Source organism: Edwardsiella sp. EA181011, assembly GCF_000800725.1.
GTDB lineage: Bacteria > Pseudomonadota > Gammaproteobacteria > Enterobacterales > Enterobacteriaceae > Edwardsiella > Edwardsiella anguillarum.
This window is the reverse complement of the sequence record NZ_CP011364.1, coordinates 3,213,368-3,239,580: the sequence shown is the minus strand read 5'-3', so window position 1 is coordinate 3,239,580 and position 26,213 is coordinate 3,213,368. Positions and strand designations below refer to the sequence as shown.

The window sequence follows — 26,213 nt, the reverse complement described above, 5'->3', positions numbered from 1 at the left end:
TGACGTAGAAACTATCCCTAAAATGTAGGATGAAAATCCTAGGTCGCAGACGTATTAGCCATACTAATGGGATATCGGAGCACATACCTCAGCGCAGCCTCCAGAGTGCACTGTGGTGCCCACGCATTAATAGGTTGCAGCGAGTGTATCATTGTGTGGAAAACGCCAGCCCATTTCTGATGAGTAGACATGGACTGGAAAAGTGCAGCGGTATTCTGGCTCAAGTCGCGCTTCACTTAGCAAAAATATGCTTAGCAATATCTTATCTATATGAATTATATAGATAGTTTTGTTACGCTATTTTCTGCTGCGCCTTGAGCCAGGCTATCTCATCCTGCCAGCGATCGGGATCGGTGGTTTCCAGGATCAGCGGGATGCCGTCAAAGCGCGGATCGCGCATGATCCAGCGGAACGCGGTATAGCCGATATTGCCTTCCCCCAGACTCTGGTGTCGGTCAACTCGGCTGTTGAAGGCGCTTTTCGCATCGTTGAGGTGCATGCCACGCAGATATGTAAAGCCGACGGTGCGGGAGAATTGGGCAAAGGTCTCCTCGCAGGCCGCTTCGTCGCGCAGATCATAGCCGGCGGCGAAGGCATGGCAGGTATCGATACAGACTCCGACGCGCGATTTGTCCTCGACCTGCTCAATGATGGCCGCCAGCTGCTCGAAGCGGAAGCCCAGGTTGCTGCCCTGACCGGCGGTGTTCTCGATCACCGCGCATACCCCCTGGGTCTGAGAGAGTGCGAGATTGATTGACTCCGCGATGCGGGACAGACAGTCGCGCTCGTCGATCTGCAGCAGGTGGCTACCGGGGTGAAAGTTGAGCAGGGTCAGCCCCAGATCGGCACAGCGCTGCATTTCATCGATAAAGGCGCCGCGCGACTTTTCCAGCGCCTCGGCGACCGGATGGCCCAGATTGATCAGGTAGCTATCGTGCGGCAGGATCTGCTGCGGCCGATAGTCATAGCGCGTGCAGGCGGCCCTGAAGGCGTCAATGGCATCGTCCGTCAGCGGGGCCGCCTTCCATTGGCGCTGGTTCTTGGTGAACAGCGCAAATGCGGTGGCTTCCAGCGCATGGGCGCGGGCGGGGGCCTGATCCAGCCCTCCGGCGGCGCTGACGTGAGCTCCAATATATTTCATAGGGTTATCTCCTGTTGCGATGGCGCTATTATGGCACTGAACGCACGGGCAGCGTAGTTTTTTACCCAAAACAAAACACCCTGCTAACCATGGGTTAACAGGGTGCGGAGGCTGTCGTTTACAGGCAGCGCTGGATCACGACGTTGATGGCGGCGCCGCCGATAATCAGCCAGGCGAACAGCAGGCTGGCCAGAATGATGGGGCGGATGCCGGCCTGGCGGATGGCGCTGATGTGGGTGGTCAGGCCAAGGGCGGCCATGGCCATGGCCAGCAGGATGGTATCCAGGGTGATCAGCGCGTGCACCAGCGCGCCGGGCAGCAGGTTAAAGGAGTTAAAGCCGGCGACCAGAATAAAGATAACCGCGAACCAGGGGATGGTGATCGGGGCTTTTTTCCCACCGGCGTTGCCGGCGCCGCGGCTGAGCGCGCTGGACAGGATCAGCAGAAACGGCGCCAGCATCATCACGCGGATCATTTTGGCGATAACCGCGGCGTTGCCGGTGTCATCGCTGATAGCGCGTCCGGCGGCGACCACCTGGGCCACCTCATGTACCGTAGATCCAATATAGATGCCGAAGCTTTCCTGGGTCATGGCGATCCACTGGTAGTGGGCGTTGAGCTGATAGAGCCAGGGGTACAGGAAGATGGCGATGGTGCCGAAGATAACGACGGTCGAAACGGCAACCGAAACCTTGCTGGCGTCGGCTTTGACCACCGGTTCGGTGGCCATGACCGCCGCCGCGCCGCAGATGCTGCTGCCGGCACCGATCAACATCACGGTCTGTTTGTCCATGCCAAAGACTTTACGACCCAGCCACAACGCCAGCAGGAAGGTGGAGCTGAGGGTCAGCGCATCGGTGACGATGCCGGTTAGGCCAACGTCGGCTATTTGCTGAAAGGTCAGGCGGAAGCCATACAGGATGATCCCCAGGCGTAGGAATTTCTGTTTGGCCAGATGAACCCCGACGGAGCAGGGAATGCTCAGGGCCGGATAGACGCTGTTGCCGATCAGTATACCGAGGATGATGGCCAAGGTCAGGGCGCCAAAGCCGAGCTGTTCGACCCAGGGCAGGGCACCGGCCCACATGGATACGGCGGTGATGATGCCGGTCAGCAGCAGCCCGGGGAGCAGGCGCAGCAGGGCGTGGGTCTGGTGTGAAGCGCGCGATCTGTTTTCTGTCATTGTTATTCTGAACTGTATTATTGTGAATTTAAGAGCCGTCAAGCTTAAAGAGACAGTGGCTAAATTCTAAATCGATAATAGTACTATGTTTTATAGACATATTTGCTAGATACCTCCGCGCCGGATGCGCTCGGCTTAGGCATCCGACGGGGTGGCGGCATTGGTATTGATGATGATCAGCAGGACGCTCAGGGGGGAGAGCAGCGCCGCCAGCGCCGCGGTAACCGTGTTGCCCTGAGAGAGCAGCCAGGCGCCATAGTAAAAGCCGCAGGCCAGCGTCACCTGCAGGACAAAGGCCAGCGCACCGCCGCGCCACCCGCGCCTGGCCCAGGCAAAGGCGCAGATCGCCAGGGTCACCAGCGCACCGATCAGATAGCCATACAGGGTTTCCATGGTAGCCTCCCGCCCGCCGCTGTCGTGTTTAGACTGCCTACGTTGAGTATAGTGTAATTGTGCCGGGGTAAAGGACGGCGGCGTTTGCGCAGGGTGGGGCGACGGCGAATAAATCACCCGTTTGTGTTATAGTCAGACGGGATCTTTCGGCGGCGGCGTCAGGTACGCACGGCGCTGCGCAGGGAAGAGGCGCGCGGGTGCGACGCGCTCCGCTGGGATTTTCCAGGGCGCCCCGGCCGTGTGTGCGGCAGGTGCGTCTGAGTGACAGTAGCTGGGTTAACTATCAATCATTTACATCAATCATCAATAAAGGAGATCCACAATGGATGGCACCTATAACATGATTTTGGTACCGGTTGATTTGGAAGAGCCTCAGTTGACGGAGGTCGCGCTGAAGCACGCCCTGTTTTTGGCCGAGCAGTCCCAGGCTTCGCTGCGCCTGCTACATGTGCATTCCCCTGTTCCCACGATCTTTATGAGCGAGTATCCCCAGCAGCTCGCTGAGCTGCGTGATGCGGCGCTACAGCAGGCCGAAAGACGGCTGGAGGCGCTGGCGGCATCGCTGCCGCTGCCGCCGGAGCGCACCGGCGTCAAGGTCTGCTGGGGCTCTATCTATGATGAGATCCTGAAAGAGGCCGGGGCGTGCGGCGCGGATTTGATCGTGATCGGCTCACGCCGTCCCAGCATGTCAACCTACCTACTCGGCTCTAACGCCGCCCGCGTGGTGCGCCACGCCAGCATCTCCGTGCTGGTGGTGCGCTGATCCTGCGCCGGCCTCTCTGGTCGGGGAGGCCGGACGTGAGATATTAATCGCTTTAAGTAGTAAATTCTTTCTGATTTATCTATAGTTGGCGCTGCGCACGCAATATTAGACGCAGAGAGCGGCCCCGTCGTCGTCGGGTCACAGGGCTATCGGCGCCGGGGACGGCGCGTTGGTTGAAACGGTTTGGATCTGTCTATGCACATTACCTTGCGACAACTGGAAGTTTTTACAGAAGTACTGAAAAGCGGTTCGACCACGCAGGCATCCATGGTGCTGGCGCTTTCGCAGTCGGCGGTGAGTGCGGCGCTGTCGGATCTGGAGACCCAACTGTCGGTACGTCTGTTCGATCGCGTAGGTAAACGGCTGGTGGTCAACGAGCACGGTCGCCTGCTGTATCCGAAAGCGATGGCGTTGCTGGAGCAGGCCAGCGAAATCGAACAGCTGTTTAAGGGGGAGAGCGGGGCGCTGCGCATTGCCGCCAGCAGCACCATCGGTAACTATATTCTGCCGCCGATGATGGCCGCCTACCGTCGCGATTTTCCCGTGACGCCGCTGGAGCTGCACGTGGGCAACAGCCACGATGTGATCAGCGCCGTGGCGGAGTTTAACGCCGATCTGGGGCTGATCGAGGGGCCGTGTCACATGCCAGAGCTGACCACTCAAAGTTGGCTGGAGGATGAGCTGGTGGTGTTTGCCGCGCCGGACCACCCGCTGCTGCGTGAGCCGGTCACCCTGGCCCGTCTGGCGGAGGCGCCGTGGATTCTGCGTGAGACTGGCTCCGGCACCCGCGAGGTGGTTGAACATCTGCTGCTCTCTCATTTGCCCCACTTCGATCTGGTGATGGAGCTGGGCAACTCCGAGGCCATCAAGCATGCGGTGCGCTATGGCATCGGCATCAGCTGTCTGTCGCGCCGGGTGATCGAAGAGCAGCTGAGCAACGGTACGCTGGTCGAGGTCGTGCTGCCGGAGATCAATCTGCATCGCTCGCTGTATCTGATCCACCACCGCCAGAAGCATATCTCCAAGGCGCTGGCCCGTTTTCTGAGCTACTGCCAGGCGTAGCCTCCGCGGCGGCAGCAGCAGGGGCTGCTGCCATAGCTCATTGTGATCTTTGTGTATTTTTATTGCACACGCGATTAGCCACTCGCTAATAATCCCGCAACCATCATGAAGCTCTCTTATTATCGTTAGATTGTTACTTCCCGCCGCAGATGGATTTGTTACAATCCCGCCTGGTTTCATGATTCAACGCAAAACAACGATAGGGTTCTAATGGCTCAGACAAAAACTACCGTCCCCGACGCGGGACAAGGACCGGCGCTGCGCCGGGAGTTAAAAGCGCGGCACTTGTCGATGATCGCTATCGGCGGTTCTATTGGTACTGGGCTGTTTGTCGCATCGGGCGCTACGGTGTCCCAGGCCGGCCCCGGCGGTGCGCTGCTGTCGTATATCATCATCGGAATGATGGTGTACTTCCTGATGACCAGCCTGGGTGAGCTGGCGGCGTTTATGCCGGTGTCAGGCTCGTTTTCTACCTACGGCTCACGCTATGTGGAAGAGGGCTTCGGCTTCGCGCTGGGCTGGAACTATTGGTATAACTGGGCGGTGACCATCGCCGTCGATCTGGTGGCCGCACAGCTGGTGATGGGCTATTGGTTTCCCGATATGCCCGGCTGGATCTGGAGCGCGCTGTTCCTGTGCCTGATTTTCCTGCTGAACTATATTTCGGTGAAGGGCTTTGGCGAGGCGGAGTATTGGTTCTCGCTGATCAAAGTCAGCACCGTGATCATCTTTATCGCCGTGGGGCTGATGATGATCGCCGGCATCCTGAAGGGCGGCGAAGGCGCCGGTTTCCATAACTGGACCGTCGGCGATGCGCCGTTTGCCGGGGGCTTTGCCTCGATGATCGGGGTGGCGATGATCGTCGGCTTCTCCTTCCAGGGCACCGAACTTATCGGCATTGCCGCGGGGGAGTCGAAGGATCCGGGTAAAAATATTCCGATGGCGGTGCGTCAGGTCTTCTGGCGAATTCTGCTGTTCTATGTGTTCGCTATCCTGATCATCAGTCTGCTGATCCCCTATACTGACCCCAGCCTGCTGCGCAATGACGTGAAGGATATCTCCGTCAGCCCGTTCACCCTGGTGTTCAAGAATGCCGGTCTGCTCTCTGCGGCGGCGGTGATGAACGCGGTGATCCTGACGGCGGTACTGTCCGCGGGTAACTCCGGGATGTATGCCTCGACGCGCATGCTGTATACCCTGGCGACGGAGGGCAAGGCCCCGCGTATTTTCGGTCGTCTGTCCAAGGGTGGCGTGCCGCGCAACGCGCTGTACGCCACCACGGTGGTCGCCGGTCTGTGCTTCCTGACCTCGATGTTCGGCAACCAGGAGGTCTATCTGTGGCTGCTGAACACCTCGGGGATGACCGGATTTATCGCCTGGCTGGGGATCGCCATCAGCCACTACCGCTTCCGTCGCGGCTACGTGATGGCGGGACTCGACCTGAACGCGCTGCCGTATAAATCCGGCTTTTTCCCGCTGGGGCCGATCTTCGCCTTTGTGCTGTGCCTGATCATCACGCTGGGACAGAACTATGAGGCGTTCCTGGAGGATCGCATCGACTGGTACGGTGTGACCGCGACCTATATCGGCCTGCCGCTGTTCCTGATCATCTGGTTCGGCTATAAGCTGACGCAGGGAACCCGGTTTGTCCGCTATAGCGAGATGACCTTCCCGACGACCAAGATCGACTAAGCGGTTTACCGCGAAAAAGCGCTCCGGGTGCCTGTGCCCTGGGGCGTTTTTTTTTGCTCTTTTTCCGCGGAGGGGGCTGCACTGTCGATGCAGGGGCGATAAAAAACCCGCCGTAGCGGGTTTGGGGGGGAACGGACAGCGGCGTTACTTCACCTGCTGACCCGGCTGTGCGCCACAATCCGGGCTGAGCAGGAAGATATCCTTCCCGCCTGGGCCTGCGGCCATCACCATCCCCTCGGAGATACCGAAGCGCATCTTACGCGGCGCCAGGTTGGCGACCATCACCGTCAGACGGCCGACCAGCGCCTGCGGATCCGGATACGCGCTACGGATGCCGGAGAAGACTTGGCGCAGCTCGCCGCCGAGATCCAGTTGGAGCTTCAGCAGTTTATCTGAGCCTTCTACCAGGTCGGCACTGACGATCTGGGCGATGCGCATATCCACTTTGGCGAAGTCGTCGAAGGTGATGGTCTCCTGGATCGGATCGTCAGCCAGCGGGCCGCTGACGGCGGGTTTCGCCGCGGCCGCGGCGGCAAGTTTGCCTTCTTCAATCATGGCGTCAACTTTACTCATTTCAATGCGGTTAAACAGGGCCTTGAACGGATTGACCCGGTGGCCCAGCAGCGGCTCGGCGATAGTATCCCAGCGCAGCTCAGCGTTGAGGAAGGCCTCGGTGCGCGCGCTCAGCGCCGGCAGCACCGGCTTGAGGTAGGTCATCAGCACGCGGAACAGATTGAGGCCCATGGAGCAGATGGCCTGCAGATCGGCATCGCGCCCCTCTTGCTTGGCCACCACCCACGGCGCCTGCTCATCGACATAGCGGTTGGCCAGATCGGCCAGGGCCATGATTTCGCGGATCGCCTTGCCCGACTCGCGCGCCTCATAGGCTTGGGCGATCTCCGCCGCCGCGTCGACAAAGGTCTGGTACAGCGCCGGATCGGCCAGGGTATCGGAGAGCTGGCCGGCGAAGCGCTTGGTAATAAAGCCGGCGTTGCGCGAGGCCAGGTTGACCACCTTGTTGACGATATCGGCGTTGACGCGCTGAACAAAGTCCTCCAGGTTCAGGTCGATGTCGTCGATACGATCGGAGAGCTTGGCGGTATAGTAGTAGCGCAGGCAGTCCGGATCCAGGTGGTTCAGGTAGGTGCGGGCCTGAATGAAGGTGCCACGCGACTTGGACATCTTGGCGCCGTTGACGGTGACGTAGCCGTGTACAAAGACGTTGCTCGGCTTACGGAAACCGCTGCCTTCCAGCATCGCCGGCCAGAACAGGCTGTGGAAGTAGACGATGTCCTTACCGATAAAGTGATACAGCTCGGCGTCGCTCTCCGGGCCCCAGTAGTCGTCAAAGTTCAGATCGCCGCGCTTGTCGCACAGATTTTTGAATGATCCCATATAGCCGATGGGCGCATCCAGCCAGACGTAAAAGTATTTGCCCGGCGCATCGGGGATCTCAAAGCCAAAGTAAGGGGCATCGCGGGTGATGTCCCACTGCTGCAGGCCGGACTCAAACCACTCCTGCATCTTGTTGGCAACCTGCTCCTGCAGGGCGCCGGAGCGGGTCCACGCCTGCAGCATGGCGCCGAAGGACGGCAGATCGAAGAAGAAGTGCTCCGATTCGCGCAGGATAGGCGTGGCGCCGGAGACCACGGACTTCGGGTTGATAAGCTCAGTGGGGCTATAGGTGGCGCCGCACACTTCGCAGTTATCGCCGTACTGATCGGCGGACTGACACTTGGGACAAGTGCCCTTAACGAAGCGGTCCGGCAGGAACATGCCCTTTTCCGGATCGTAGAGCTGAGAGATGGTGCGGTTCTTAATGAAGCCGTTCTCTTTCAGACGGGTATAGATCAGGCTCGCCAGCTGACGGTTCTCTTCACTGTGGGTCGAGTGATAGTTGTCATAGCTTATCTGGAAGTCGGCAAAATCCTGCTGATGCTCTTTGCTGACCTCGGCGATCATCTGCTCCGGCGCGATCCCCATCTGCTGGGCTTTCAGCATGATCGGCGTCCCGTGCGCATCATCGGCGCAGATAAAGTGCACCTGATTGCCGCGCATTCGCTGGTAACGTACCCACACGTCCGCCTGAATATGCTCAAGCATGTGGCCGAGGTGGATGGAGCCGTTAGCGTAAGGGAGCGCACAGGTCACCAGAATTTTGCGTGATCCTGTTGTATCAGTGACTGAAGCCATAGTGGATTTTGTATCTCTCGGTTAAATAATGGAAGGTAACCTCTGATGTTACCCGATTGCGCCGTCGGTCGCTAGGGCACGTCCCGTAGGGTCGGGGTCATTTTCGCCCGGTGCCGCGTGACTCACGGTGCATGTGGGCCCGCGCAACCTCGTCGCTCGCGCCTTGTCCTGGGCCAATGACCGTCCGCGCCGCTCACGACCCGTTACGGGATACGCTCCAGGCCGCGTCCCGCGATTCTGGCGCCGGCGTTGGCGGGCGGCGCCTAAAATTCGGCGGCGGATCCACTGCGCGCTCGGCCATCAGTTCTGGTAGACTGAGCGGGCGGTTTATAATAACGAATGAAGGAGTCGGGATGAGCGATAAATCCCATGAGCAGTCCATGCCTGAAACGCTGCGCGCGCAGGTCGGCGCAATCCTTGATGGTTTTACCCACCCTACGCTGAATCATCCGCTGAGCGCGCTGAAAGCGCTGCATCACTGTGCCCTGCTGGATGGCGTCCTGCATATTGAACTGATGATGCCGTTTGCCTGGCAGAGCGGCTTTGATGCCCTGCAGACCGGTGTGACGCCCGCGCTGCAGCAGCTGCCGGGCGTGCAGCGCGTCACCTGGCGCCTGGCGCACAATATTGCCACCCTGAAGCGGGCCAATGACCAGCCGGGGGTAAAGGGCGTACGTAATATCATCGCCGTCAGCTCGGGCAAGGGTGGGGTCGGCAAGTCCAGCACCGCGGTGAACCTGGCGCTGGCGCTGGCCGCCGAGGGTGCCCGGGTCGGTATTCTGGATGCCGATGTGTATGGTCCGTCGATTCCGACCATGCTGGGCACCGCCCATGAGCGCCCGACGTCGCCGGACGGGCAGCATATGGCGCCGATCATGGCCCATGGCCTGGCCAGTAACTCTATCGGCTATCTGGTCACGGATGACAACGCCATGGTGTGGCGCGGCCCGATGGCCAGCAAGGCGCTGCTGCAGCTGCTGCAGGATACCCTGTGGCCGGATCTGGACTACCTGGTGCTGGATATGCCGCCGGGGACCGGTGACATTCAGCTGACGCTGGCGCAGAGCATCCCGGTGACCGGGGCGGTGGTGGTGACAACCCCGCAGGATATCGCGCTGCTGGATGCGATGAAGGGCATCGTGATGTTTGAGAAGGTGCACGTGCCGGTGCTGGGCGTCGTGGAGAACATGAGCATGCACATCTGCAGCCAGTGCGGCTTCCATGAGCCGATCTTCGGCACCGGCGGAGCGCAGAAGCTGGCGGAGAAGTACCATACCCGCCTGCTGGGGCAGCTGCCGCTGCATATTTCGCTGCGTGAGGATTTGGATCGCGGCGAGCCGACGGTCAGCAGCCGTCCTGACAGCGAGTTCAGCGCCATCTACCGCCGATTGGCCGCCGACGTGGCCGCTCAGCTGTACTGGGGCGGTGAATCCATTCCGACCGAAATCGCCTTCCGCGCCGTATAAGCGTCGGGATCGAGCGTATCATAGCGGGCGTCGCGGTGGACGCCCGTTATTTTTTACCGCCGCCGCGGCGCCGATTGGACTGGCGTCCGCCGGGCAGACTCCCTATAATTGCCGCGTCTCAGGCACCGGTCATCCCGATCCTTCCGTGCCTTGCCCCGTCGAACACTTATATACCAGGTCTTAACACATGACTGACAACACCCACCAGTGCGTCATTATTGGCATCACAGGCGCATCCGCCTCAGGCAAAAGCCTGATTGCCAGTACCCTCTATCGCGAGCTGCGCGAGCAGGTCGGTGAGGCGCATATCGGTGTCATCCCGGAAGATAGCTACTATAAAGACCAGAGTCACCTGACCATGGAGGAGCGCGTCAAGACCAACTATGACCATCCGAGCGCCATGGATCACAACCTGCTGTTTCAGCACCTGCAGATGCTGAAACAGGGGAACGCTATCGAGCTGCCGCAGTACAGCTACGTTGAGCATACCCGTATTCAGCAGACTATTCACCTGGAGCCGAAGAAGGTGATCATCCTGGAAGGGATCCTGCTGCTGACCGACGCTCGCCTGCGCAACGAGCTGAACTTCTCCATCTTTGTCGATACGCCGCTGGACATCTGCCTGATGCGCCGCATGAAGCGTGACGTGAACGAGCGCGGGCGCTCCATGGAGTCGGTGATGGCCCAGTACCAGAAGACCGTACGCCCGATGTTCCTGCAGTTTATCGAGCCCTCCAAGCAGTATGCTGATATCATCGTGCCGCGCGGCGGTAAAAACCGCATCGCCATCGATATCCTCAAGGCGAAGATCAGCCAGTTCTTCGAATAAGTCCGCCGATGGCGCACCCGCCGCGGCTTTTGGCCGTCAGCGTGCGCCGTCCTGCGGCGTCAGCGACTCCAGCTTTCCCTCCCGAGCGCGCGCATCGCGCGAGATCAGCACCACCGAGGCGATGATCAGCAGCGTCCCCAGCCAGTCCAGCGTGCCAAAGGTGATCCCCAGCAGCAGCAGCGACAGCAGTGCGCTGCACAGCGGCTCGGCGCAGCTGAGAATACCGGCCTTGGCACCGCCGATGATTTGCGCCCCCTTCAGATACAGGCTAAAGGTCAGCGCCGTACCGATGATGATCAGGTAGAAGGCGGCCAGCAGGGTGGCGTTGTCCATCCGTACCTGCGCGGTTTCGTCGGCGAAGAAGGGCATCAGCATCAGGCCACCCAGCAGCATGCTCCAGCCGACGATCGGCAGGGTGCCAAAGCGGGCGATCAGGCCGGCAGGGTAGGTGGTATAGAAGGCGGAGGCAAAGGCGGAGGCGATCCCCCAGAACAGCGCGGCACGCGAGATCGAGAGCGACGTCGGATCACCGTGGGTCACCAGTAAAAAGGTGCCCCCCAGCGAGGTGCCGATGGCCAGCATTACCGGTAGCCCCGGGCGCTGGCGCCTGACCGCGGCAAACCAGGCCACGATAATGGTCGGCGACAGAAACTGCAGAATGGTGGCGGTGGCGGCGTTGGAGCGCTCGATGGTCATCAGAAAGGTCAGCTGCACCATGATGGCGCCCAGCAGGGTGAACCAGAGCAGGCTGACAATCTCCCGGCGCCCTCGCAGCGGCGCGAACACCCAGTCGCCGTTTAGAAAAGAGACCACCAGCAGGATCACCCCGGAAAAGGTGAGGCGAAACATGGTCAGCCATTGGGCGGAAAGCCCGGTTTTTTGCAAAATATACTGTGCGCAGACGCCGGAGCTGCCCCACAGCGCGGCGGCGACCAGCACATATCCCATTCCCTGACGCAGACTTCCCATCGCACGCTCCCTGTATGCGTTGCCATATCCGCCATGATGTTAATGGTTTATCCCACGACGGCAAAGCCCATAGCGCGATTTTTTACGTCGCATCCCCGGGCGTAAAGAGGGGCAATGTCTCTGAATCATTTCGGAAAAAGAGGGGGATCGGGTAAGATATTCGCATCTGCAGCCGTGCTGCGTGGCGATGAGACGGAGAAGAACTACCATGAGACTGTGTGACCGCGATATAGAGGCATGGCTGGATGACGGCAGGCTGAGCATTACCCCGCGTCCGCCTCAGGAACGCATTAGCGGCGCCACCGTGGACGTGCGTCTGGGGAACCGGTTTCGCGTCTTTCAGGGGCACACGGCGGCCTATATCGATCTGAGCGGCCCCAAGCAAGAAGTTGCCGAGGCCCTGGAGCGGGTGATGAGCGATGAGATCCAGCTGGGGGAGGATGAGGCCTTTTTCCTGCACCCGGGCGAGCTGGCGCTGGCCGTCACCTATGAATCCGTCACGCTGCCGGACGATCTGGTCGGCTGGCTGGACGGCCGCTCCTCGCTGGCGCGCCTGGGGCTGATGGTTCACGTCACGGCCCATCGCATCGATCCCGGCTGGCAGGGCTGCATCGTGCTGGAGTTTTTTAACTCCGGCAAGCTGCCGCTGGCGCTGCGCCCGGGGATGTTGATTGGTGCACTGAGCTTTGAACCGCTTTCCGCTCCGGCGGCGCGTCCCTATAATCGCCGGGAGGATGCCAAGTACAAAGGGCAACAGGGCGCGGTAGCCAGCCGGATCGATAAAGACTGAGCCGCCGACCGTAACGGACGGCCAAGACGGAGGATGGCATGAGACGACTTCTCACCACATTAATGATCCTGCTGGTGGTGGTGACGGCGGGCATCAGCGCGCTGCTGCTGTTGATCAATCCCAATGACTTTCGGGCCTATATGATCAAGCAGGTACAGCAGCGTACCGGCTACGCGCTGACGCTGGACGGCGATCTGCGCTGGCGCGTCTGGCCGCAGCTGAGCATCCTCTCCGATCGTATGTCGCTGCGCGCAGACGGGGCCGCCCAGCCGGTGATCGCGGCTGACAACATGCGTCTCGACGTGCGTCTGTGGCCGCTGCTCTCGCATCAGCTGGAGGTGCGCCGGGTGATGCTGAAGGGGGCGGTGATCCGCCTAACGCCGGACAGCGAGCCGGCGCCGCTGCCGAATGCGCCCCGTTCGCCGGCGGTGCGCAGCGAACCCATCAGCGATATGGCATGGCGTTTGAACATTCATCAGGTGAAGGTCGAGGATAGCCTGGTGATCTGGCAGGCGCCCGACGGAGAGCCGATCAACCTGCGCGATATTGAGCTGAATATCCAGCAGGATGAGACCCGTCATGCCAGCGTCGACTTTTCCAGCCGTATCAACCGCGATCAGCGCGATCTGCAGCTTAGCCTGCAGGCGGACGTCGATCTGAGCCGCTATCCCCAGCAGTATCGGGCACGGATTGACCATCTGGAGTACCGCTACAGCGGCGCAGGACTGCCGTCGGCGGGGATTGCCGGGCAGGGCAGCATGATCCTGGGCTACAGCGCATCGCCGGCCGCCGTTACCCTGAGCGATCTGAGGCTGAGCGCTAATGACAGCCAGCTGCGCGGCGAAATCCAGGGGACGCTGGCCGCCATCCCCGAGTACCGGGTAACGCTGCAGGCGGATAACCTGGACTGGGACAGCCTAAGCGGCTGGCAGGCGCAAAGCGCGGATACCGCCCACGCCGATGCCGGCAATACGCCGCCGCCGCCGCCGGTGGTGTCGCAGGTGGCGCCGCCGGAGAGCAGCGACGAGATGGCATTTCTGCGTGATTTTAGCGCCTGGCTGAATATCCAGGCTACGCATGCGACCTACCACGGCATGGCCATAGAGGCGTTTTCCCTGCAGGCCAACAACCGTCAGGGGATGGGAACGCTGGAGAGCCTGAGCGGTCGCCTGGGAGCGGGGGACTTCGCCATCAGCGGCACGCTGCAAAGCCGGCCGAACCAGGCGGTACAGGTTACGCTTGACCCCCGGCTGCGTCAGCTGAGCCTGGAGCCGCTGCTCAAGTCGCTGGCGCTGCCGCCGTTTATCGACGGCTCACTGTCGCTCAGCGGTCATCTGCAGGGCGAGGGGCTTTCCATTTCCAGCCTGCAGCGGCGCTGGCAGGGCTCTCTCTCCTTGGCGATAGATAATGCCCGGCTGGAGGGAATGAACATCGCCCAGATGATCCAGCAGGCCGTGGTGCGCGATCGGCGCGATGTACAGGCTGGGGAGAGCGTGGACACCTTTACCACCTTCCAGAGCCTGAAGGCGGAGGCGGCGCTGCGCAGCGGTCTTCTCACCCTGAATACGCTGAATGGACACTCACCGCTGCTGGATCTCGGTGGTAGCGGCAGCGTCGATCTGGCGGCCCAACGCTGTGATATTAATCTGGGCGTCCGGGTATTGCAGGGCTGGCGCGGTCACGGCACCCTGATCGATACGCTGCAGAAGACTTCCATTCCACTGCATATCTACGGCGACTGGCAGCAGCTTAACTATCAGATGGATGTCGATAAGGCGCTGCGCGGCTCGCTGGAGCAGCAGGCGCGCGATGCGCTTAAGCAGTGGCTGCAGAAGCGCCACGAATAGCGCCGTCTCCTCGCCGCACCTCCGCATCGCCCGACGACGCGGAGGTGCGGCGGGATAAAAATATACCTGCATCACACTCTCCCCGTACTCCACGCCGTCACATCGGGAAAACTTGACAAATATCAGTAAAATAATCTTATCATTTGGGCACAGTGCGGTAGTTTTGACCGTGTTGAAAGGAATTGACAATTAATAAAGGCAGAAACAATGCCTGTCTGGGGTGTGGCTGAGCCCGCCTGTCTATTTGTTGAGGAAGAATATGCTTGAGCTACTGATTGGGGTCGTGGTCGCCGTTGGCGTCGGGCGTTACATTATTAAAGGATATTCCCCCACCGGGGTACTGATGACCGGCGGCCTGCTGCTGCTGATCATCAGCGCGCTGATGGGGCACGATGTCCTGCCCGCTAGCGCGAAGTCGACCGGCTGGCGCGCGACCGATATCGTTGAGTATGTAAAAGTGCTGCTGATGAGTCGCGGCGGCGACCTCGGCATGATGATCATGATGCTGTGCGGCTTTGCTGCCTATATGACCCATATCGGCGCTAACGATGTGGTGGTCAAGCTGGCCTCACGCCCGCTGCGCTACATCAACTCGCCTTATCTCCTGATGATTGCGGCCTATTTTGTCGCCTGCCTGATGTCGCTGGCCGTTTCGTCGGCCACCGGGCTGGGGGTACTGCTAATGGCGACCCTGTTCCCGGTGATGGTCAACGTAGGGATTAGTCGGGGAGCGGCGGCGGCTATCTGCGCCTCGCCTGCGGCGATCATTCTGGCGCCGACCTCCGGCGACGTGGTGCTGGCTGCCAAGGCGTCTGAAATGCCGCTGATCGACTTTGCCTTTAAAACAACCCTGCCCATCTCCATCATCGCCATCGTTTGCATGGCGATTGCCCACTATTTCTGGCAGCGCTACCTGGACAACAAGGAGCAGGCGCAGCACGAGATGCTGGATGTCAACGAGATCACCACCACGGCGCCGTCGTTTTACGCCATTCTGCCCTTTACGCCGATCATCGGCGTGCTGGTGTTTGACGGCAAGTGGGGGCCGCATCTGCACATCATCAGCGTCCTGGTTATCTGCATGCTACTGGCATCGGTGACGGAGTTTCTGCGCAGCTTCGACGCCAAAAAGGTCTATAGCGGGCTGGAGGTGGCCTACCGCGGGATGGCGGATGCCTTTGCCAGCGTGGTGATGCTGTTGGTGGCGGCCGGGGTCTTTGCCCAGGGGCTGAGCACCGTCGGCTTTATCAGCAGTCTGATCGAGCTGGCGCAGTCCTTTGGTACCGGCGGCATCATCATGATGCTGGTGCTGGTGGTGATCACCATGCTGGCGGCGATGACCACCGGCTCCGGCAACGCGCCGTTTTACGCCTTTGTCGAGCTGATCCCCAAGCTGTCCGGCCAGATGGGTATCAACCCGGCCTACCTGACCATTCCGATGCTGCAGGCTTCCAACTTGGGTCGCACCCTGTCGCCGGTCTCCGGCGTGGTGGTCGCCGTCTCCGGGATGGCCAAGATCTCCCCCTTCGAGGTGGTTAAACGCACCTCTGTGCCGGTGCTGGTTGGCCTGGTGGTGGTGATCGTCGCCACCGAATTTATGGTGCCGCTGCATCGCTAAGGACATAGCCGCAGTGAGAGGGCAGGCCGAGTGGCCTGCCTTTTTTTATCTTTAGAATTCCCATATGGGGCAGGGGATAGCGCGGGGCACACATTAAGGATGTGAAGGGGGCGCGGTTAAAAACTCATTCCGATGCAATCCCGCGGTACCGCGTCGGGGTGTGCGATTGGCATCGCGGAAATAATTGTATGATAAAACATCAACCGGCCTTAAAAATAGAAATCAGATATATTTTGACTTGTTTCGATAGCCGTTACGTATAAAAATTGGTAAGGCATAGCACCGTTGGTGAGGTGCCATGACAGAGAAGAGAGAGTGCATAGGTGTTGTAAATGAGTGTTTTCTTATAACTTGTTGTTTTGTAAATAATTACTACAGTAAGGTATGAGTGTAAACGCAGCAGAAGCGTCGGTACAGAGTAGTCAGTGCATTGGTAGCTGTAGAGCCAAGGGCGGTAGCGTAGATATATGTTTATTTCTTTAGTAATTAAAATTACGTTTCCATAACAAAATATCCAATTTAAGCGATTCAATTATGTCTCTTTTAAGGAAAAATATAGTATATTTACTTATTTTACAAGGAAGTAGTTATGTAGTTCCGCTGCTCACAATACCATATCTAACAAGAACACTAGGCTTGTATGAGTTTGGCATATATGGGCTGGTATTGAATGTTTCACAGTATTGTGTTTTGTTCGTCGATTTTGGATTTAATTTTACATCAACAAAAAAAATAGCACAAAACCAAGGTGACACTAAGTATATATCTCATGTTTTTTGGACTACAATATATACAAAAGCAATGCTTTGTGGCTTGATTAGTGCTGTCATACTCTTTCTTGTTTATTTTCATTTTAATGGAATATTTAAGCCTCAGTTGGTTTATATTTTAATTATGCTTGTTGGCACTGTTATCATGCCAGTGTGGTACTTTCAAGGGATTGAAGAGTTATCCTCAGTGACGAAAGTAACCTTGTTCGCGAGATTAATTACGTTACCCTTGTTTTTTATATTCGTCCAGGGGGAAGAGGATGTCTCTGCGGCCGTTATTATTCAATCGGCAACCGGTTTTATCGGTGGGGTTATGGCATGCTTGATTATCTATAAATCAAAAAAAATAAAGCTCGTCTCTGTAAGCCTTAATGATATTATTCTAACCATAAGAGATAGCTATAGTGTTTTTGTGGCTATGATATCAATAAATCTTTATACAATAAGTAGTGGTATTATCATCGCCGCAGTTAGTACTATCGATCAAGTGAGTATATATACTGCAGCAGATAGAATTAAAGGGGCCGTATTAGGCGTTTTCCTTATATTGGGGAATGCATTCTATCCTAGATTGAGTAATTTATTTATTACGAGCAGACGTGATGCTTTCTTATTAGTTAAGAGGATCTTGGCTTTTCAGGGAGGGGCTGCATTATTTATTGGTGTTGTAATGGCTGTTTTTTCTGGACCACTCGCAACATTAATTTATGGTGATAAATATGAGATGGTGTCAACATTATTTGTAATATATTCGCCGATATATTTGTTGGTTTTAACGGCAACGGTCTTTGGTAACTATATTTTGTTGCCCTGTGGGTATAAGAAAGAATATACGGTCATGCCAATTGTTTGTGTAATTATCCATTTGCCATTATGTTATTTCTTGGCTAAAACATATGGAGCAATAGGCGCCTCACTATCAGTCGTTTTTGTCGAAATTATTGCTTTGTTTCTACTCTCTTTTGTTTTGTATAAAAAGGGATTGATGAGAGAGATAATCGGTAAAGTATGAAGTTACTGTCTATAATTATTCCTGTGTACAATACTAGCATGTATTTGCATGCTTGTCTCAATTCGGTATTCAAGCAATATGATGAGTCTCTTGAGGTAATTATTGTTAATGATGGCTCAACAGATAATTCTCTTGATATTATAAATGGCTATGAAGGTAAATATTCATTTATAAATATTAATAAAGTTAATGGAGGATTATCTAGTGCAAGAAATAGTGGATTGTCAGCCGCTACCGGTAAATATATTGCATTTTTAGATTCAGACGATATGTGGACTGATGGTATTTATGAAGTCATTAAAGGAAAACTATTAAAGCATAATCCAGATTGTTTATCGTTTCCATATATATCGGTTGATGCCGATGGTGATCCTATTCCCGTTAAGGAGGGAATAGGAGACATATCAGCACAAGAAGATGATTTTATTTTAAATGATCCTATTAATATCTTTAAAAAATCAGACTGGTTCGCCTGGCGTTTTATTTATAAAAAAACATTATTTTCCCATATTCGCTTTGATGAAGGCCGTCGATTTGAAGATCAACTGATTATCCCAATATTAGTAGCTCGGTCAAAAAAAATAATTGATACTCAGATGCCTATAGTTAAATATAGGAAAAACAGTTCAGGGATAACCTCTAATTTAAAATTAAGTGATCTAAATGATAGCGAGTTTGGTATCCTAAGATATATTCGGATATATTATCTTGCTAAGAGTAAGAAACAATGGGCAATATTATTGTCTAACTTATATATTTCACATATATCCAAATGTGCAAGGCTATATCATGAAGATGCTATCTTGGCTAAAGAGTCTTGCTTTTATATTAACAGGATCATTCCATCGCGAGTTTTTGCTGCTGGAAAAATAAAACCTCTCTTATATTATGCTTTCAGGAAAACTCTCTTTGCTAGATTAACTAAGGCTGTAGAAAAAGAAGTTTTCAAAACAAACAAAATCATATAATGGGATAACTTGCTAATGGTCAACAATGATAATAAGAGATTTGCTTTTTTTCAGCTTATTATTTATGTATTAATGATTCCAGTTTTGTTTTTTCTGTTTTTTCAACACGATGGCAGTGAGTTAAGGTTATTAGAGCTTGCTTTGCCATTATTTATTATTTGTATATTTATATCTAATTTTATCTGTAAAATATATATTAATTCAACTTATTGCTTGTTTTTGATTGCATTCTCATTATTTATCTGTGGTAGGTTCTTTATTGCCTTCATCGGCGGCGATGTCAATGTATTTAGCATGAACTTTTTTGTTAATTATACGTTAAATGATTATGACGCAGTAACGTTAACTTTATATATATTTGTTTTTTTATGCTCTATGGATTTTGGCTACAAAATAGCGTTTTTTAGTAATTTATCTTTTAAACCTGTTGCATTAGATGAACAATGGATGCGACGCTTTTGCAATGTTGCACTCTTATTAAGTCCGTTATTTCTCATCGAACTCATGTCGACAGTTCTAGATGCTATTAGAGGCGGGTATCTAGCATCTAAACTCTGGCAAGATAAGGCATACAGTCTTCCATTAAGCAGTCTAGCCCAAACTATTTTTGCGATTGGATTTTCCTATGCGATAGTTGTTGGATATAGGAAAAAATGGTTTGTTGGAATATATATAACAACTATTATTTGCTCTACCGTTATCGGTGCTCGTGGACCATTGTTAGTTAGTCTTCTCCTTTTGATCTGGTTGATTGGGCGAAATGGTGCTAAAAATTTAGGCGTGTTTAGGTTTTTAACCATTTCATTAATCAGTGTGATTTTACTATCTGCCTTTATACAAATAATGTCATATCGAGGCAGTGGGAGTTTTTCTGATTTTTCATTAGTGAAGTTTTTATCTACCTTCCTTTTTAATCAGGGGGTATCACTAATGGTATTTGATCTATCAACTAAGGTTAGTAATTACCCTATATTAAGCTATTTTCAGACGATTTTCCCTGGTGCTAGTGCTATAGCCTCTATCTTTATACCAGTTGAATATTATATGACTGGTTTTCAACACTATATGGCTAAGACGCTAGATGAAAGTCTGTTTGCTAGAGGGTTTGGATTAGATTGGACATTGATGAGTGATTTCTATGTTTTTGGTGGTAGAAATATTTTAGGTTTTTCATTCTTGGCCTTTAGCTTTGGGCTTTTGCTCTCTACTTTGCAAAATGCTTCTAAGAATCTATTTTGGCTTGTTTTATTGACTGCGATCTTTACGCGCCTAGTATTTTTACCAAGATCCTCATTGGTTATAATATCGCCGTTCTGTTTTTATTTTTTGTTTTTTGTTTTTTTAATGCCAAAGATTAAGATTGGCATTAAAAAATAATCAGATGGAACTTTCTACTCTTATGTTTACAGTATTCACGCCAACGTTTAATCGAGCAAAAACCCTGCATCGTTGCTATGAAAGCATTCTTCATCAAGGATATGATGATATAGAATGGATTATTATTGATGATGGTTCAACTGATAATACAAAAGATATTGTGAATAATTTTATTAAGGATGGAAAAATTCACATTAACTATATTTATCAAAATAACGCTGGAAAGCAGTCAGCATGGAATAGAGCAATAAAAGAGGCGCGAGGGGAGTTTTTTATCGGTTTGGATTCTGATGATGAGTTAGTATCTTCTGCACTGTTAAAATTAAAACCATATGTTAAATTGCTAGATGAAAGAAAAGATTTAATAGGACTGCGTTGTTTGGCTATTAGAAAGTCAACAGGTAAGCCTGATAGTTTATTTCAGGTTGGCGGCGGTGGCATTGCCAGCTGGTATGATGAATTTGCCAGTGCTATTTTTGGTGAAAGGATTGATGTATTTAAAACAAAAATTATTTCGGAATTTCCATATCCAGTTGTTGATGGAGTAAAATTTATTCCAGAAATTTGGTTCTACTCGATTGTGTCAAAAAAATATAAATTCATATATTTAGATGAGCCTTTGAGTATTTTTCATGATCAGGAGGTGGTAGGACGCCTTAGCAAAAGTTCTTTTTCTATGAATGCTCGAGGCCATTTGATTTCAAGATCTGCGATGCTAAAAAATATCCCTATAAGATGCTTTATGAAAAACCCAATAGGTTTTATAAAAACTGTTATTCGGTATTTTCAGGCTGTTTTATACTGTATCTTAAAGAGATATAAAATATGAGAAGCATATGCTTTTTTGTTGGGGATATTAGTCGGTCAGGTGGCACTGAACGGGTGACTAGCGTCCTGGCTAATTTTTTGGCAGGAAATGGGTACCAGGTATCTATCCTTAGTTTACAGTGTGGTCAGAAGAGTTTTTTTCCTTTAAATAGTAATGTATCTGTTTGTAATATATTCGATGATGTTGGTCGAGGAATTACTCGCTTGCCTTCGGTTGTCTTATTTTTGCGCTCTTTTGTAAAGAAAAAAAACATAGATATATTTATTAATGTTGAATCTATGCTCTCTATTTATTCTATTCCTGCTTTTATTAATTTACGTATTAGAAATATTTGCTGGGAACATTTTAATTATAAAATTGATCTTGGGAAGAAGGTTAGACGAGTTGCTAGAGTATTAGCCGCCTGTTTTGCAGATGATATAATAACATTGACGGAGAGAGATAAAAAATTCTGGCTTGATAAATGTTTCTGCAAAGCAAAAGTGAACAGAATTTATAACCCAGTCCCCTTCAGTCTCACAAGCAATATTGACATAAGAAAAAAGAAAATCATGTTGGCCGTCGGTCGGCTAACTTATCAAAAAGGTTTCGATTTACTACTCAAGTCTTGGTCTATATTCTGTTTGAAACGACAAGATTGGGTGTTACGTATTGTCGGTAGCGGTGAGGATGAGGAAGAATTAAAAAAGCTATGTGATTCCTTAGGGATCTCTAATTTTGTCGAGTTTTATTCAAACACAAATAATGTTATTGAGCATTATTCAGTTAGCGCATTTTATGTAATGACTTCTAGATTTGAAGGTTTCCCTATGGTCTTGCTAGAGGCGCAAGAAACTGGCTTGCCAATTATTGCATTTGACTGCGATACAGGGCCTAGTGAAATTGTTATTGAAAATAAGAACGGCTGGTTAATAGACAATAATGATATTTTAGGGTTTGCCGATAAAGTTGAATATGCTGCAATTGTCTATGATGACGAGAAAATATATAATGAAATGGTGACTTGCTCCATTAATAATGCAAGGAAGTATCATTTGGATAATATTGGTAGACAATGGATGAGATTGTTAAATGATTGAGCTCAATCAGAATAATGTTCATAGAGTTTGTTTTGTTATCACAGGACTTGGTATGGGAGGGGCTGAAAAACAAGTTTGTGATTTGGCTGATAAACTCTCTTTGCGTGGAGTAAATGTTATTGTTATTAGTCTTGCCGATGGAGTGGTGGTGCAACCTTTATTGAAAGATGTAAAAGTCTATTCAATAAACATGAAAAAGAATATCTTTGGTTTTATTCGTGCGCTATGGCGTGTCAGGAGGATAATTAAAGGATTTAATCCTCAGGTCGTTCATAGTCATATGTATCATGCCAATTTATTCTCTCGTTTTCTTCGTGTGCTAGATCCATCCTTTAAATTGATTTGTACCGCTCATAATACCAATGAGGGGGGCGCTGGCGAATGTTATCCTATCGTTTAACGGATTGGCTTGCTTCAATATCCACTAATGTTAGCCAAGAGGCTGTAACATCTTTTGAGCAGGCGAATGCGGTAAAAAAAGGGAGGATGATACTTATGTATAATGGGGTTAATACTGATAAATATAAATATTCAGCGAATGAAAGAGTAAATAAAAGACGTGAGTTGTCTCTGTCTAATGACGACGTATTAATACTTGCCGTGGGCCGGTTGACTGAAGCTAAAAATTATAAAAATTTGCTGTCGGCTTTTTCAAAAATTAAATGTGAAGGCCGTTCCTTAGTGTTAGCTATTGCAGGTATTGGGGAGGATAAGGCGTCATTAGCGCAGTTAGCCATCGACTTAGGCATTGAGAGTAGCGTCCGTTGGCTCGGATTAAGATATGATGTGGCAGAGTTGATGTCTGCAATGGACATATATGTAATGTCGTCTTCATGGGAGGGGATGCCTTTAGTTTTGTGTGAAGCGATGAGTTGTGGTGGTGTAGTGGTCTCTACGGATTGTGGTGGGACAAAAGAAATTGTTGGTGATGCTGGGTTTCTTGTTCCAAAAGCTGATTCTATGCTTTTAGCTAGCGCATTAAAATCAGCAATAGATCTGACGCCAGAGCAGAGAGAAATAATTTCAGATAAGGCCAGAGATCGTATTTTAACACGGTATTCATTATGTGCAGTGTCCGATGAGTGGATGCAGTTATATAATAAGGTAGTATGATTGCATTCATAATGTTATGTTGTTTTGATTTGGTGACCTATTTGTGAATATACTGTTAATAACAAACACTGCCGCATCTATATTTAACTTTAGGCTGAGGTTGATTGAGCGGCTGATTCATGATGGGCATGTTGTTTACTTATTGCTGCCAAAAACAGATGCATCTAGAGTATCAGAACTTAACCAGTTGGGTATTCATGTTGTCTTTTATGAATTGAATCGTAGTAGCGTTAATCCATTTCAAGCAGTGGTGACTATATGCTCTATGATTAAAAAAATAAAAGAAATAAACCCTGATATTACGTTTTCTTTTTTTCCCAAACCTGTCATTTTTGGTACATTGGCTGCGCATTATGCTGGGGTAAAATGCAATTACTCGATGTTAGAAGGCCTAGGGTATTGCTTTACTCGACGATTAGAACCCGACTCACTAAAGAAGAAAATATTACGGCGCTCGCAGGTTTTATTGTATAAATTAGCATTGCCGCACTCTCGCTGTGTTATTTTTTTAAATGATGATGATAGGCGAGAAATTACTATTGATAATCATGTTAGCGTTGAGCGTACCTATGTTATAGGCGGGATTGGTGTTGATTTGAATAAATTCTCGCATCAACCACTTCCTCGTGAAATTCGCTTTACAATGGTCTCTCGATTGTTAATCGATAAAGGTGTTAGAGAGTATGTTAAGGCGGCGAGTTATGTGCGTGGAATATACTCTAACGTAAAATTCGATTTTGTGGGTGGAATCGATGATAACCTTGGTGGTGTAAGTAAAATAGAATTAAAAAGTTGGATTGATGAAGGCCATGTTAACTTTAGAGGTGTGTCAAATAATATACATGAGGTTTTGACAGAAACGAGTGTTTTTGTATTACCTTCATATAGGGAAGGGGTTCCTCGAAGTACCCAGGAGGCTATGGCTATTGGTCGTCCAATTATTACTACGAATGTGCCAGGCTGTAAAGAGACGGTAATAGACGGCGTTAATGGTTTCCTCGTTCCGCCGTGGAATGCTCAGGCTTTGGCCGAAAAGATGATCTATTTTATAGAGAATCAGAGTGAAATTGAACGAATGGGAAAAGAAAGTCGTATTCTAGCAGAAAGAAAATTTGATGAAGATGCTTTCTGCGATAAGCTTATTAAGATACTTCTTGGTTAGGATTAATTCTAGTGACCACACTTAAAGCCGTTATCCCCGTCGCCGGACTGGGAATGAAGATGCTACCGGCCACCAAGGCCATCCCGAAAGAGATGCTGCCCATCGTCGATAAGCCGTTGATTCAAAAAGTAGTGCATGAGTGCGTCCAGGCGGGGGTGAAAGAGATCATTCTGGTGACCCACTCCTCCAAGAATGCCATTGAGAACCACTTCGATACGTCGTTTGAGCTGGAAGCGCTGCTCGAGGCGCGCGTCAAACGTCAGCTGTTGGATGAGGTACGCTCCATCTGCCCGCCAGGGGTGACTATCAACAGCGTACGTCAGCATAAACCGCTGGGTCTGGGGCATGCCATTCTCTGCGCCCGCCCTCTGGTCGGGGAGCATCCCTTTATCGTCGCACTGCCGGATATCTGGTTAGACACCAGCACCTTCGATCCCGCCACTCAGAATCTGGCGGCGATGGTCACGCGTTTTGAGGAGAGCGGGCGTAGCCAGGTGCTGGTGCAGCCGATGCCGCTGGAGGTGCTGCCGGAGTATTCGGTGATCAACTGTGCCGATGCGGTGCTGGCGCCGGGGCAGAGTGCGCGCATGACCTCGATTGTGGAAAAACCCGAGAACGCAGAGAAATACCAGTCTGACCTGTCCGCGGTCGGGCGCTATGTCTTGTCTGCCGCCATCTGGCCGATCCTGGCCGCCACCGGCTTTGGCGCCTGGGAGCGCATCCAGCTCTCCGATGCCATTGCAACTCTGCTGCAGCACCGTCCGGTAGAGGCCTATCGCCAGGTGGGGCTCTCCTATGACTGCGGTGATAAATTGGGGTATGCTGAGGCCTTTGTCGCCGGTGGGTTAAGTCACTCTCAGCAGGGAGAGGCCTTTACCGCCTGGCTGCGGGATGTGCAGACGCGAATTGATTGATTCAGGGTATTTAGCATGGCAATTTTAGTGACCGGCGGCGCCGGCTATATCGGGTCTCATACGGTGCTGGCACTGCTGTCCCGCGGGGATGAGGTGGTGGTGCTGGATAACTTTGTCAACGCCTCTGCGCAGGCGTTGAACCGGGTGGCGCAGATTTGCGGCCGCCAGCCGCATCTGTACCGCGGCGATGTGCGCGATCGGGCGCTGCTGCGGCAGATTTTTGCACAGCACGCTATTAGCGATGTGATTCACTTCGCCGGTCTCAAGGCCGTGGGTGAATCGGTGGAAAAACCGCTGGAGTACTACGACAACAACGTCAGCGGTACGCTGGTATTGCTGGAAGAGATGCATTGCGCCGGTGTGCAGGGCTTTATCTTTAGCTCTTCTGCGACGGTGTATGGCGATCCCGAGTCAGTGCCGCTGACGGAGAACAGCCGTACCGGCGGGACGACCAACCCCTATGGCACCTCCAAGCTGATGGTTGAGCAGATCCTGCAGGACGTATCTCGCGCCAGACCCGAGATGCGGATTACCGCGCTGCGCTACTTTAACCCGGTGGGGGCACATCCGTCGGGGCTTATCGGCGAGGATCCCAACGGCATCCCCAACAATCTGGTCCCCTATGTCGCGCAGGTGGCGGTGGGGAAACTGGCCTGCCTGTCCATCTTCGGCGATGATTATCCCACCCACGATGGCACCGGGGTACGCGACTATATTCACGTGATGGATCTGGCCACGGGCCACCTGGCCGCGCTCGATCGTCGCGATGAGGGCGCCAGCTACAAAGTGTATAACCTGGGAACCGGAGTAGGATATTCCGTTTTGGATATCGTTGCCGCATTTGAGAGGTGCTCTGGGGTTACTATACCTTACCGCTTTGCGCCGCGTCGCGCGGGCGATATTGCCGAATGCTGGTCCGATCCGGCGCTGGCGGCGCGGGAGCTCGGCTGGCGCGCGCAGTACGATCTGGATCAGATGATGCGCGACACCTGGCGCTGGCAGCAGAGCAACCCGAATGGGTATCAAGATTAATTTTATTAATA

At 52.4% G+C, this 26,213-nt stretch carries 23 protein-coding genes; 18 read left to right on the top strand and 5 right to left on the bottom strand.

Annotation, left to right across the window (positions count from 1 at the left end):
- Window positions 1-292 precede the first annotated feature (292 nt).
- From nfo to QY76_RS14320, 3 genes are all read right to left on the bottom strand, one after another.
- On the bottom strand, window positions 293-1,141 hold the full coding sequence (gene nfo, locus QY76_RS14330; protein WP_034165007.1) for a deoxyribonuclease IV: 849 nt from the start codon (window positions 1,139-1,141) through the stop codon (window positions 293-295).
- A 118-nt stretch (window positions 1,142-1,259) separates the two neighbouring features.
- Complete coding sequence (locus QY76_RS14325) at window positions 1,260-2,324, bottom strand: YeiH family putative sulfate export transporter (protein WP_045424818.1); 1,065 nt, start codon at window positions 2,322-2,324, stop codon at window positions 1,260-1,262.
- A 135-nt stretch (window positions 2,325-2,459) separates the two neighbouring features.
- Entirely contained in the window at window positions 2,460-2,717 is a 258-nt protein-coding gene (locus QY76_RS14320) for a DUF2545 family protein (protein WP_045424821.1), read from the bottom strand.
- A 322-nt stretch (window positions 2,718-3,039) separates the two neighbouring features.
- Here QY76_RS14320 and QY76_RS14315 point away from each other — a divergent pair, with 322 nt between their 5' ends.
- From QY76_RS14315 to QY76_RS14305, 3 genes are all read left to right on the top strand, one after another.
- On the top strand, window positions 3,040-3,480 hold the full coding sequence (locus QY76_RS14315; protein WP_045424825.1) for a universal stress protein: 441 nt from the start codon (window positions 3,040-3,042) through the stop codon (window positions 3,478-3,480).
- Between the two features lie 195 nt (window positions 3,481-3,675).
- On the top strand, window positions 3,676-4,542 hold the full coding sequence (gene yieE, locus QY76_RS14310; RefSeq protein WP_034165011.1) for a DNA-binding transcriptional regulator YeiE: 867 nt from the start codon (window positions 3,676-3,678) through the stop codon (window positions 4,540-4,542).
- 210 nt (window positions 4,543-4,752) lie between these two features.
- A complete protein-coding gene (locus QY76_RS14305; protein WP_034165012.1) occupies window positions 4,753-6,234 on the top strand; it encodes an amino acid permease in 1,482 nt (493 codons plus the stop codon).
- 144 nt (window positions 6,235-6,378) lie between these two features.
- On the opposite strand, the gene metG is transcribed toward QY76_RS14305, so the two are convergent.
- On the bottom strand, window positions 6,379-8,427 hold the full coding sequence (gene metG, locus QY76_RS14300; protein ID WP_034165013.1) for a methionine--tRNA ligase: 2,049 nt from the start codon (window positions 8,425-8,427) through the stop codon (window positions 6,379-6,381).
- Between the two features lie 353 nt (window positions 8,428-8,780).
- Here metG and apbC point away from each other — a divergent pair, with 353 nt between their 5' ends.
- Complete coding sequence (apbC, locus tag QY76_RS14295) at window positions 8,781-9,893, top strand: iron-sulfur cluster carrier protein ApbC (RefSeq protein WP_034165014.1); 1,113 nt, start codon at window positions 8,781-8,783, stop codon at window positions 9,891-9,893.
- Window positions 9,894-10,080: 187 nt separating this feature from the next.
- On the top strand, window positions 10,081-10,722 hold the full coding sequence (udk, locus tag QY76_RS14290) for a uridine kinase (RefSeq protein WP_034165015.1): 642 nt from the start codon (window positions 10,081-10,083) through the stop codon (window positions 10,720-10,722).
- A gap of 36 nt (window positions 10,723-10,758) precedes the next feature.
- Here the strand turns inward: udk and QY76_RS14285 are convergent, their stop codons facing one another.
- Window positions 10,759-11,691 (bottom strand): EamA family transporter, encoded by a 933-nt coding sequence (locus tag QY76_RS14285; RefSeq protein ID WP_045424828.1) that lies wholly within the window; start codon window positions 11,689-11,691, stop codon window positions 10,759-10,761.
- A gap of 208 nt (window positions 11,692-11,899) precedes the next feature.
- Between QY76_RS14285 and dcd the strand changes: the two genes are divergently transcribed.
- The 13 genes from dcd to galE all read left to right on the top strand — a co-directional run bounded on the left by dcd (window position 11,900) and on the right by galE (window position 26,202).
- A complete protein-coding gene (dcd, locus tag QY76_RS14280) occupies window positions 11,900-12,481 on the top strand; it encodes a dCTP deaminase (RefSeq protein WP_012848051.1) in 582 nt (193 codons plus the stop codon).
- A 38-nt stretch (window positions 12,482-12,519) separates the two neighbouring features.
- A complete protein-coding gene (asmA, locus tag QY76_RS14275) occupies window positions 12,520-14,328 on the top strand; it encodes an outer membrane assembly protein AsmA (RefSeq protein ID WP_045424831.1) in 1,809 nt (602 codons plus the stop codon).
- A 259-nt stretch (window positions 14,329-14,587) separates the two neighbouring features.
- The gene (dcuC, locus tag QY76_RS14270) at window positions 14,588-15,946 is read left to right on the top strand and encodes an anaerobic C4-dicarboxylate transporter DcuC (protein WP_034165018.1); all 1,359 of its coding nucleotides are present in this window, start codon (window positions 14,588-14,590) and stop codon (window positions 15,944-15,946) included.
- 534 nt (window positions 15,947-16,480) lie between these two features.
- Window positions 16,481-17,728 carry an oligosaccharide flippase family protein gene (locus QY76_RS14265; protein ID WP_034165019.1) on the top strand — a complete coding sequence of 416 codons (1,248 nt, stop codon included), beginning with the start codon at window positions 16,481-16,483 and terminating at the stop codon, window positions 17,726-17,728.
- On the top strand, window positions 17,725-18,696 hold the full coding sequence (locus QY76_RS18225) for a glycosyltransferase (protein WP_071844188.1): 972 nt from the start codon (window positions 17,725-17,727) through the stop codon (window positions 18,694-18,696). The genes QY76_RS14265 and QY76_RS18225 overlap by 4 nt, the downstream gene beginning before the upstream one ends.
- Window positions 18,697-18,711: 15 nt before the next feature.
- Complete coding sequence (wzy, locus tag QY76_RS18220; RefSeq protein WP_034165020.1) at window positions 18,712-20,073, top strand: O-antigen polysaccharide polymerase Wzy; 1,362 nt, start codon at window positions 18,712-18,714, stop codon at window positions 20,071-20,073.
- Window positions 20,057-20,902, top strand: coding sequence for a glycosyltransferase family A protein (locus tag QY76_RS18215; protein WP_235439422.1), 846 nt, complete (start codon window positions 20,057-20,059; stop codon window positions 20,900-20,902). Before wzy ends, QY76_RS18215 begins: the two co-directional genes overlap by 17 nt.
- A complete protein-coding gene (locus QY76_RS14260) occupies window positions 20,899-21,981 on the top strand; it encodes a glycosyltransferase family 4 protein (protein ID WP_071844186.1) in 1,083 nt (360 codons plus the stop codon). Before QY76_RS18215 ends, QY76_RS14260 begins: the two co-directional genes overlap by 4 nt.
- Window positions 21,974-22,381, top strand: a complete 408-nt coding sequence (locus tag QY76_RS19480; RefSeq protein ID WP_235439420.1) for a glycosyltransferase — start codon at window positions 21,974-21,976, stop codon at window positions 22,379-22,381. The genes QY76_RS14260 and QY76_RS19480 overlap by 8 nt, the downstream gene beginning before the upstream one ends.
- A complete protein-coding gene (locus QY76_RS18210) occupies window positions 22,363-23,094 on the top strand; it encodes a glycosyltransferase (RefSeq protein ID WP_235439419.1) in 732 nt (243 codons plus the stop codon). Before QY76_RS19480 ends, QY76_RS18210 begins: the two co-directional genes overlap by 19 nt.
- Before the next feature lie 43 nt (window positions 23,095-23,137).
- On the top strand, window positions 23,138-24,256 hold the full coding sequence (locus QY76_RS14255; RefSeq protein ID WP_034165022.1) for a glycosyltransferase family 4 protein: 1,119 nt from the start codon (window positions 23,138-23,140) through the stop codon (window positions 24,254-24,256).
- 11 nt (window positions 24,257-24,267) lie between these two features.
- Window positions 24,268-25,170 (top strand): sugar phosphate nucleotidyltransferase, encoded by a 903-nt coding sequence (locus QY76_RS14250; protein WP_034165023.1) that lies wholly within the window; start codon window positions 24,268-24,270, stop codon window positions 25,168-25,170.
- Between the two features lie 15 nt (window positions 25,171-25,185).
- On the top strand, window positions 25,186-26,202 hold the full coding sequence (gene galE / locus QY76_RS14245; RefSeq protein WP_034165024.1) for a UDP-glucose 4-epimerase GalE: 1,017 nt from the start codon (window positions 25,186-25,188) through the stop codon (window positions 26,200-26,202).
- The last annotated feature ends 11 nt before the right edge of the window (window positions 26,203-26,213 follow it).

Bases quoted from the DNA above. Each gene is read 5' to 3' on its own strand.
- yieE (WP_034165011.1), top strand. From the start codon at position 3,676: ATGCACATTACCTTGCGACAACTGGAAGTTTTTACAGAAGTACTGAAA.
- nfo (WP_034165007.1), bottom strand. From the start codon at position 1,141: ATGAAATATATTGGAGCTCACGTCAGCGCCGCCGGAGGGCTGGATCAG.
- QY76_RS18210 (WP_235439419.1), top strand. From the start codon at position 22,363: ATGTTATCCTATCGTTTAACGGATTGGCTTGCTTCAATATCCACTAAT.
- QY76_RS19480 (WP_235439420.1), top strand. From the start codon at position 21,974: ATGATTGAGCTCAATCAGAATAATGTTCATAGAGTTTGTTTTGTTATC.
- QY76_RS14315 (WP_045424825.1), top strand. From the start codon at position 3,040: ATGGATGGCACCTATAACATGATTTTGGTACCGGTTGATTTGGAAGAG.
- QY76_RS14305 (WP_034165012.1), top strand. From the start codon at position 4,753: ATGGCTCAGACAAAAACTACCGTCCCCGACGCGGGACAAGGACCGGCG.
- wzy (WP_034165020.1), top strand. From the start codon at position 18,712: ATGGTCAACAATGATAATAAGAGATTTGCTTTTTTTCAGCTTATTATT.
- dcd (WP_012848051.1), top strand. From the start codon at position 11,900: ATGAGACTGTGTGACCGCGATATAGAGGCATGGCTGGATGACGGCAGG.
- metG (WP_034165013.1), bottom strand. From the start codon at position 8,427: ATGGCTTCAGTCACTGATACAACAGGATCACGCAAAATTCTGGTGACC.
- galE (WP_034165024.1), top strand. From the start codon at position 25,186: ATGGCAATTTTAGTGACCGGCGGCGCCGGCTATATCGGGTCTCATACG.
- apbC (WP_034165014.1), top strand. From the start codon at position 8,781: ATGAGCGATAAATCCCATGAGCAGTCCATGCCTGAAACGCTGCGCGCG.
- QY76_RS14260 (WP_071844186.1), top strand. From the start codon at position 20,899: ATGAGAAGCATATGCTTTTTTGTTGGGGATATTAGTCGGTCAGGTGGC.
- QY76_RS14320 (WP_045424821.1), bottom strand. From the start codon at position 2,717: ATGGAAACCCTGTATGGCTATCTGATCGGTGCGCTGGTGACCCTGGCG.
- udk (WP_034165015.1), top strand. From the start codon at position 10,081: ATGACTGACAACACCCACCAGTGCGTCATTATTGGCATCACAGGCGCA.
- QY76_RS18225 (WP_071844188.1), top strand. From the start codon at position 17,725: ATGAAGTTACTGTCTATAATTATTCCTGTGTACAATACTAGCATGTAT.
- QY76_RS14325 (WP_045424818.1), bottom strand. From the start codon at position 2,324: ATGACAGAAAACAGATCGCGCGCTTCACACCAGACCCACGCCCTGCTG.
- dcuC (WP_034165018.1), top strand. From the start codon at position 14,588: ATGCTTGAGCTACTGATTGGGGTCGTGGTCGCCGTTGGCGTCGGGCGT.
- QY76_RS14265 (WP_034165019.1), top strand. From the start codon at position 16,481: ATGTCTCTTTTAAGGAAAAATATAGTATATTTACTTATTTTACAAGGA.
- asmA (WP_045424831.1), top strand. From the start codon at position 12,520: ATGAGACGACTTCTCACCACATTAATGATCCTGCTGGTGGTGGTGACG.
- QY76_RS14285 (WP_045424828.1), bottom strand. From the start codon at position 11,691: ATGGGAAGTCTGCGTCAGGGAATGGGATATGTGCTGGTCGCCGCCGCG.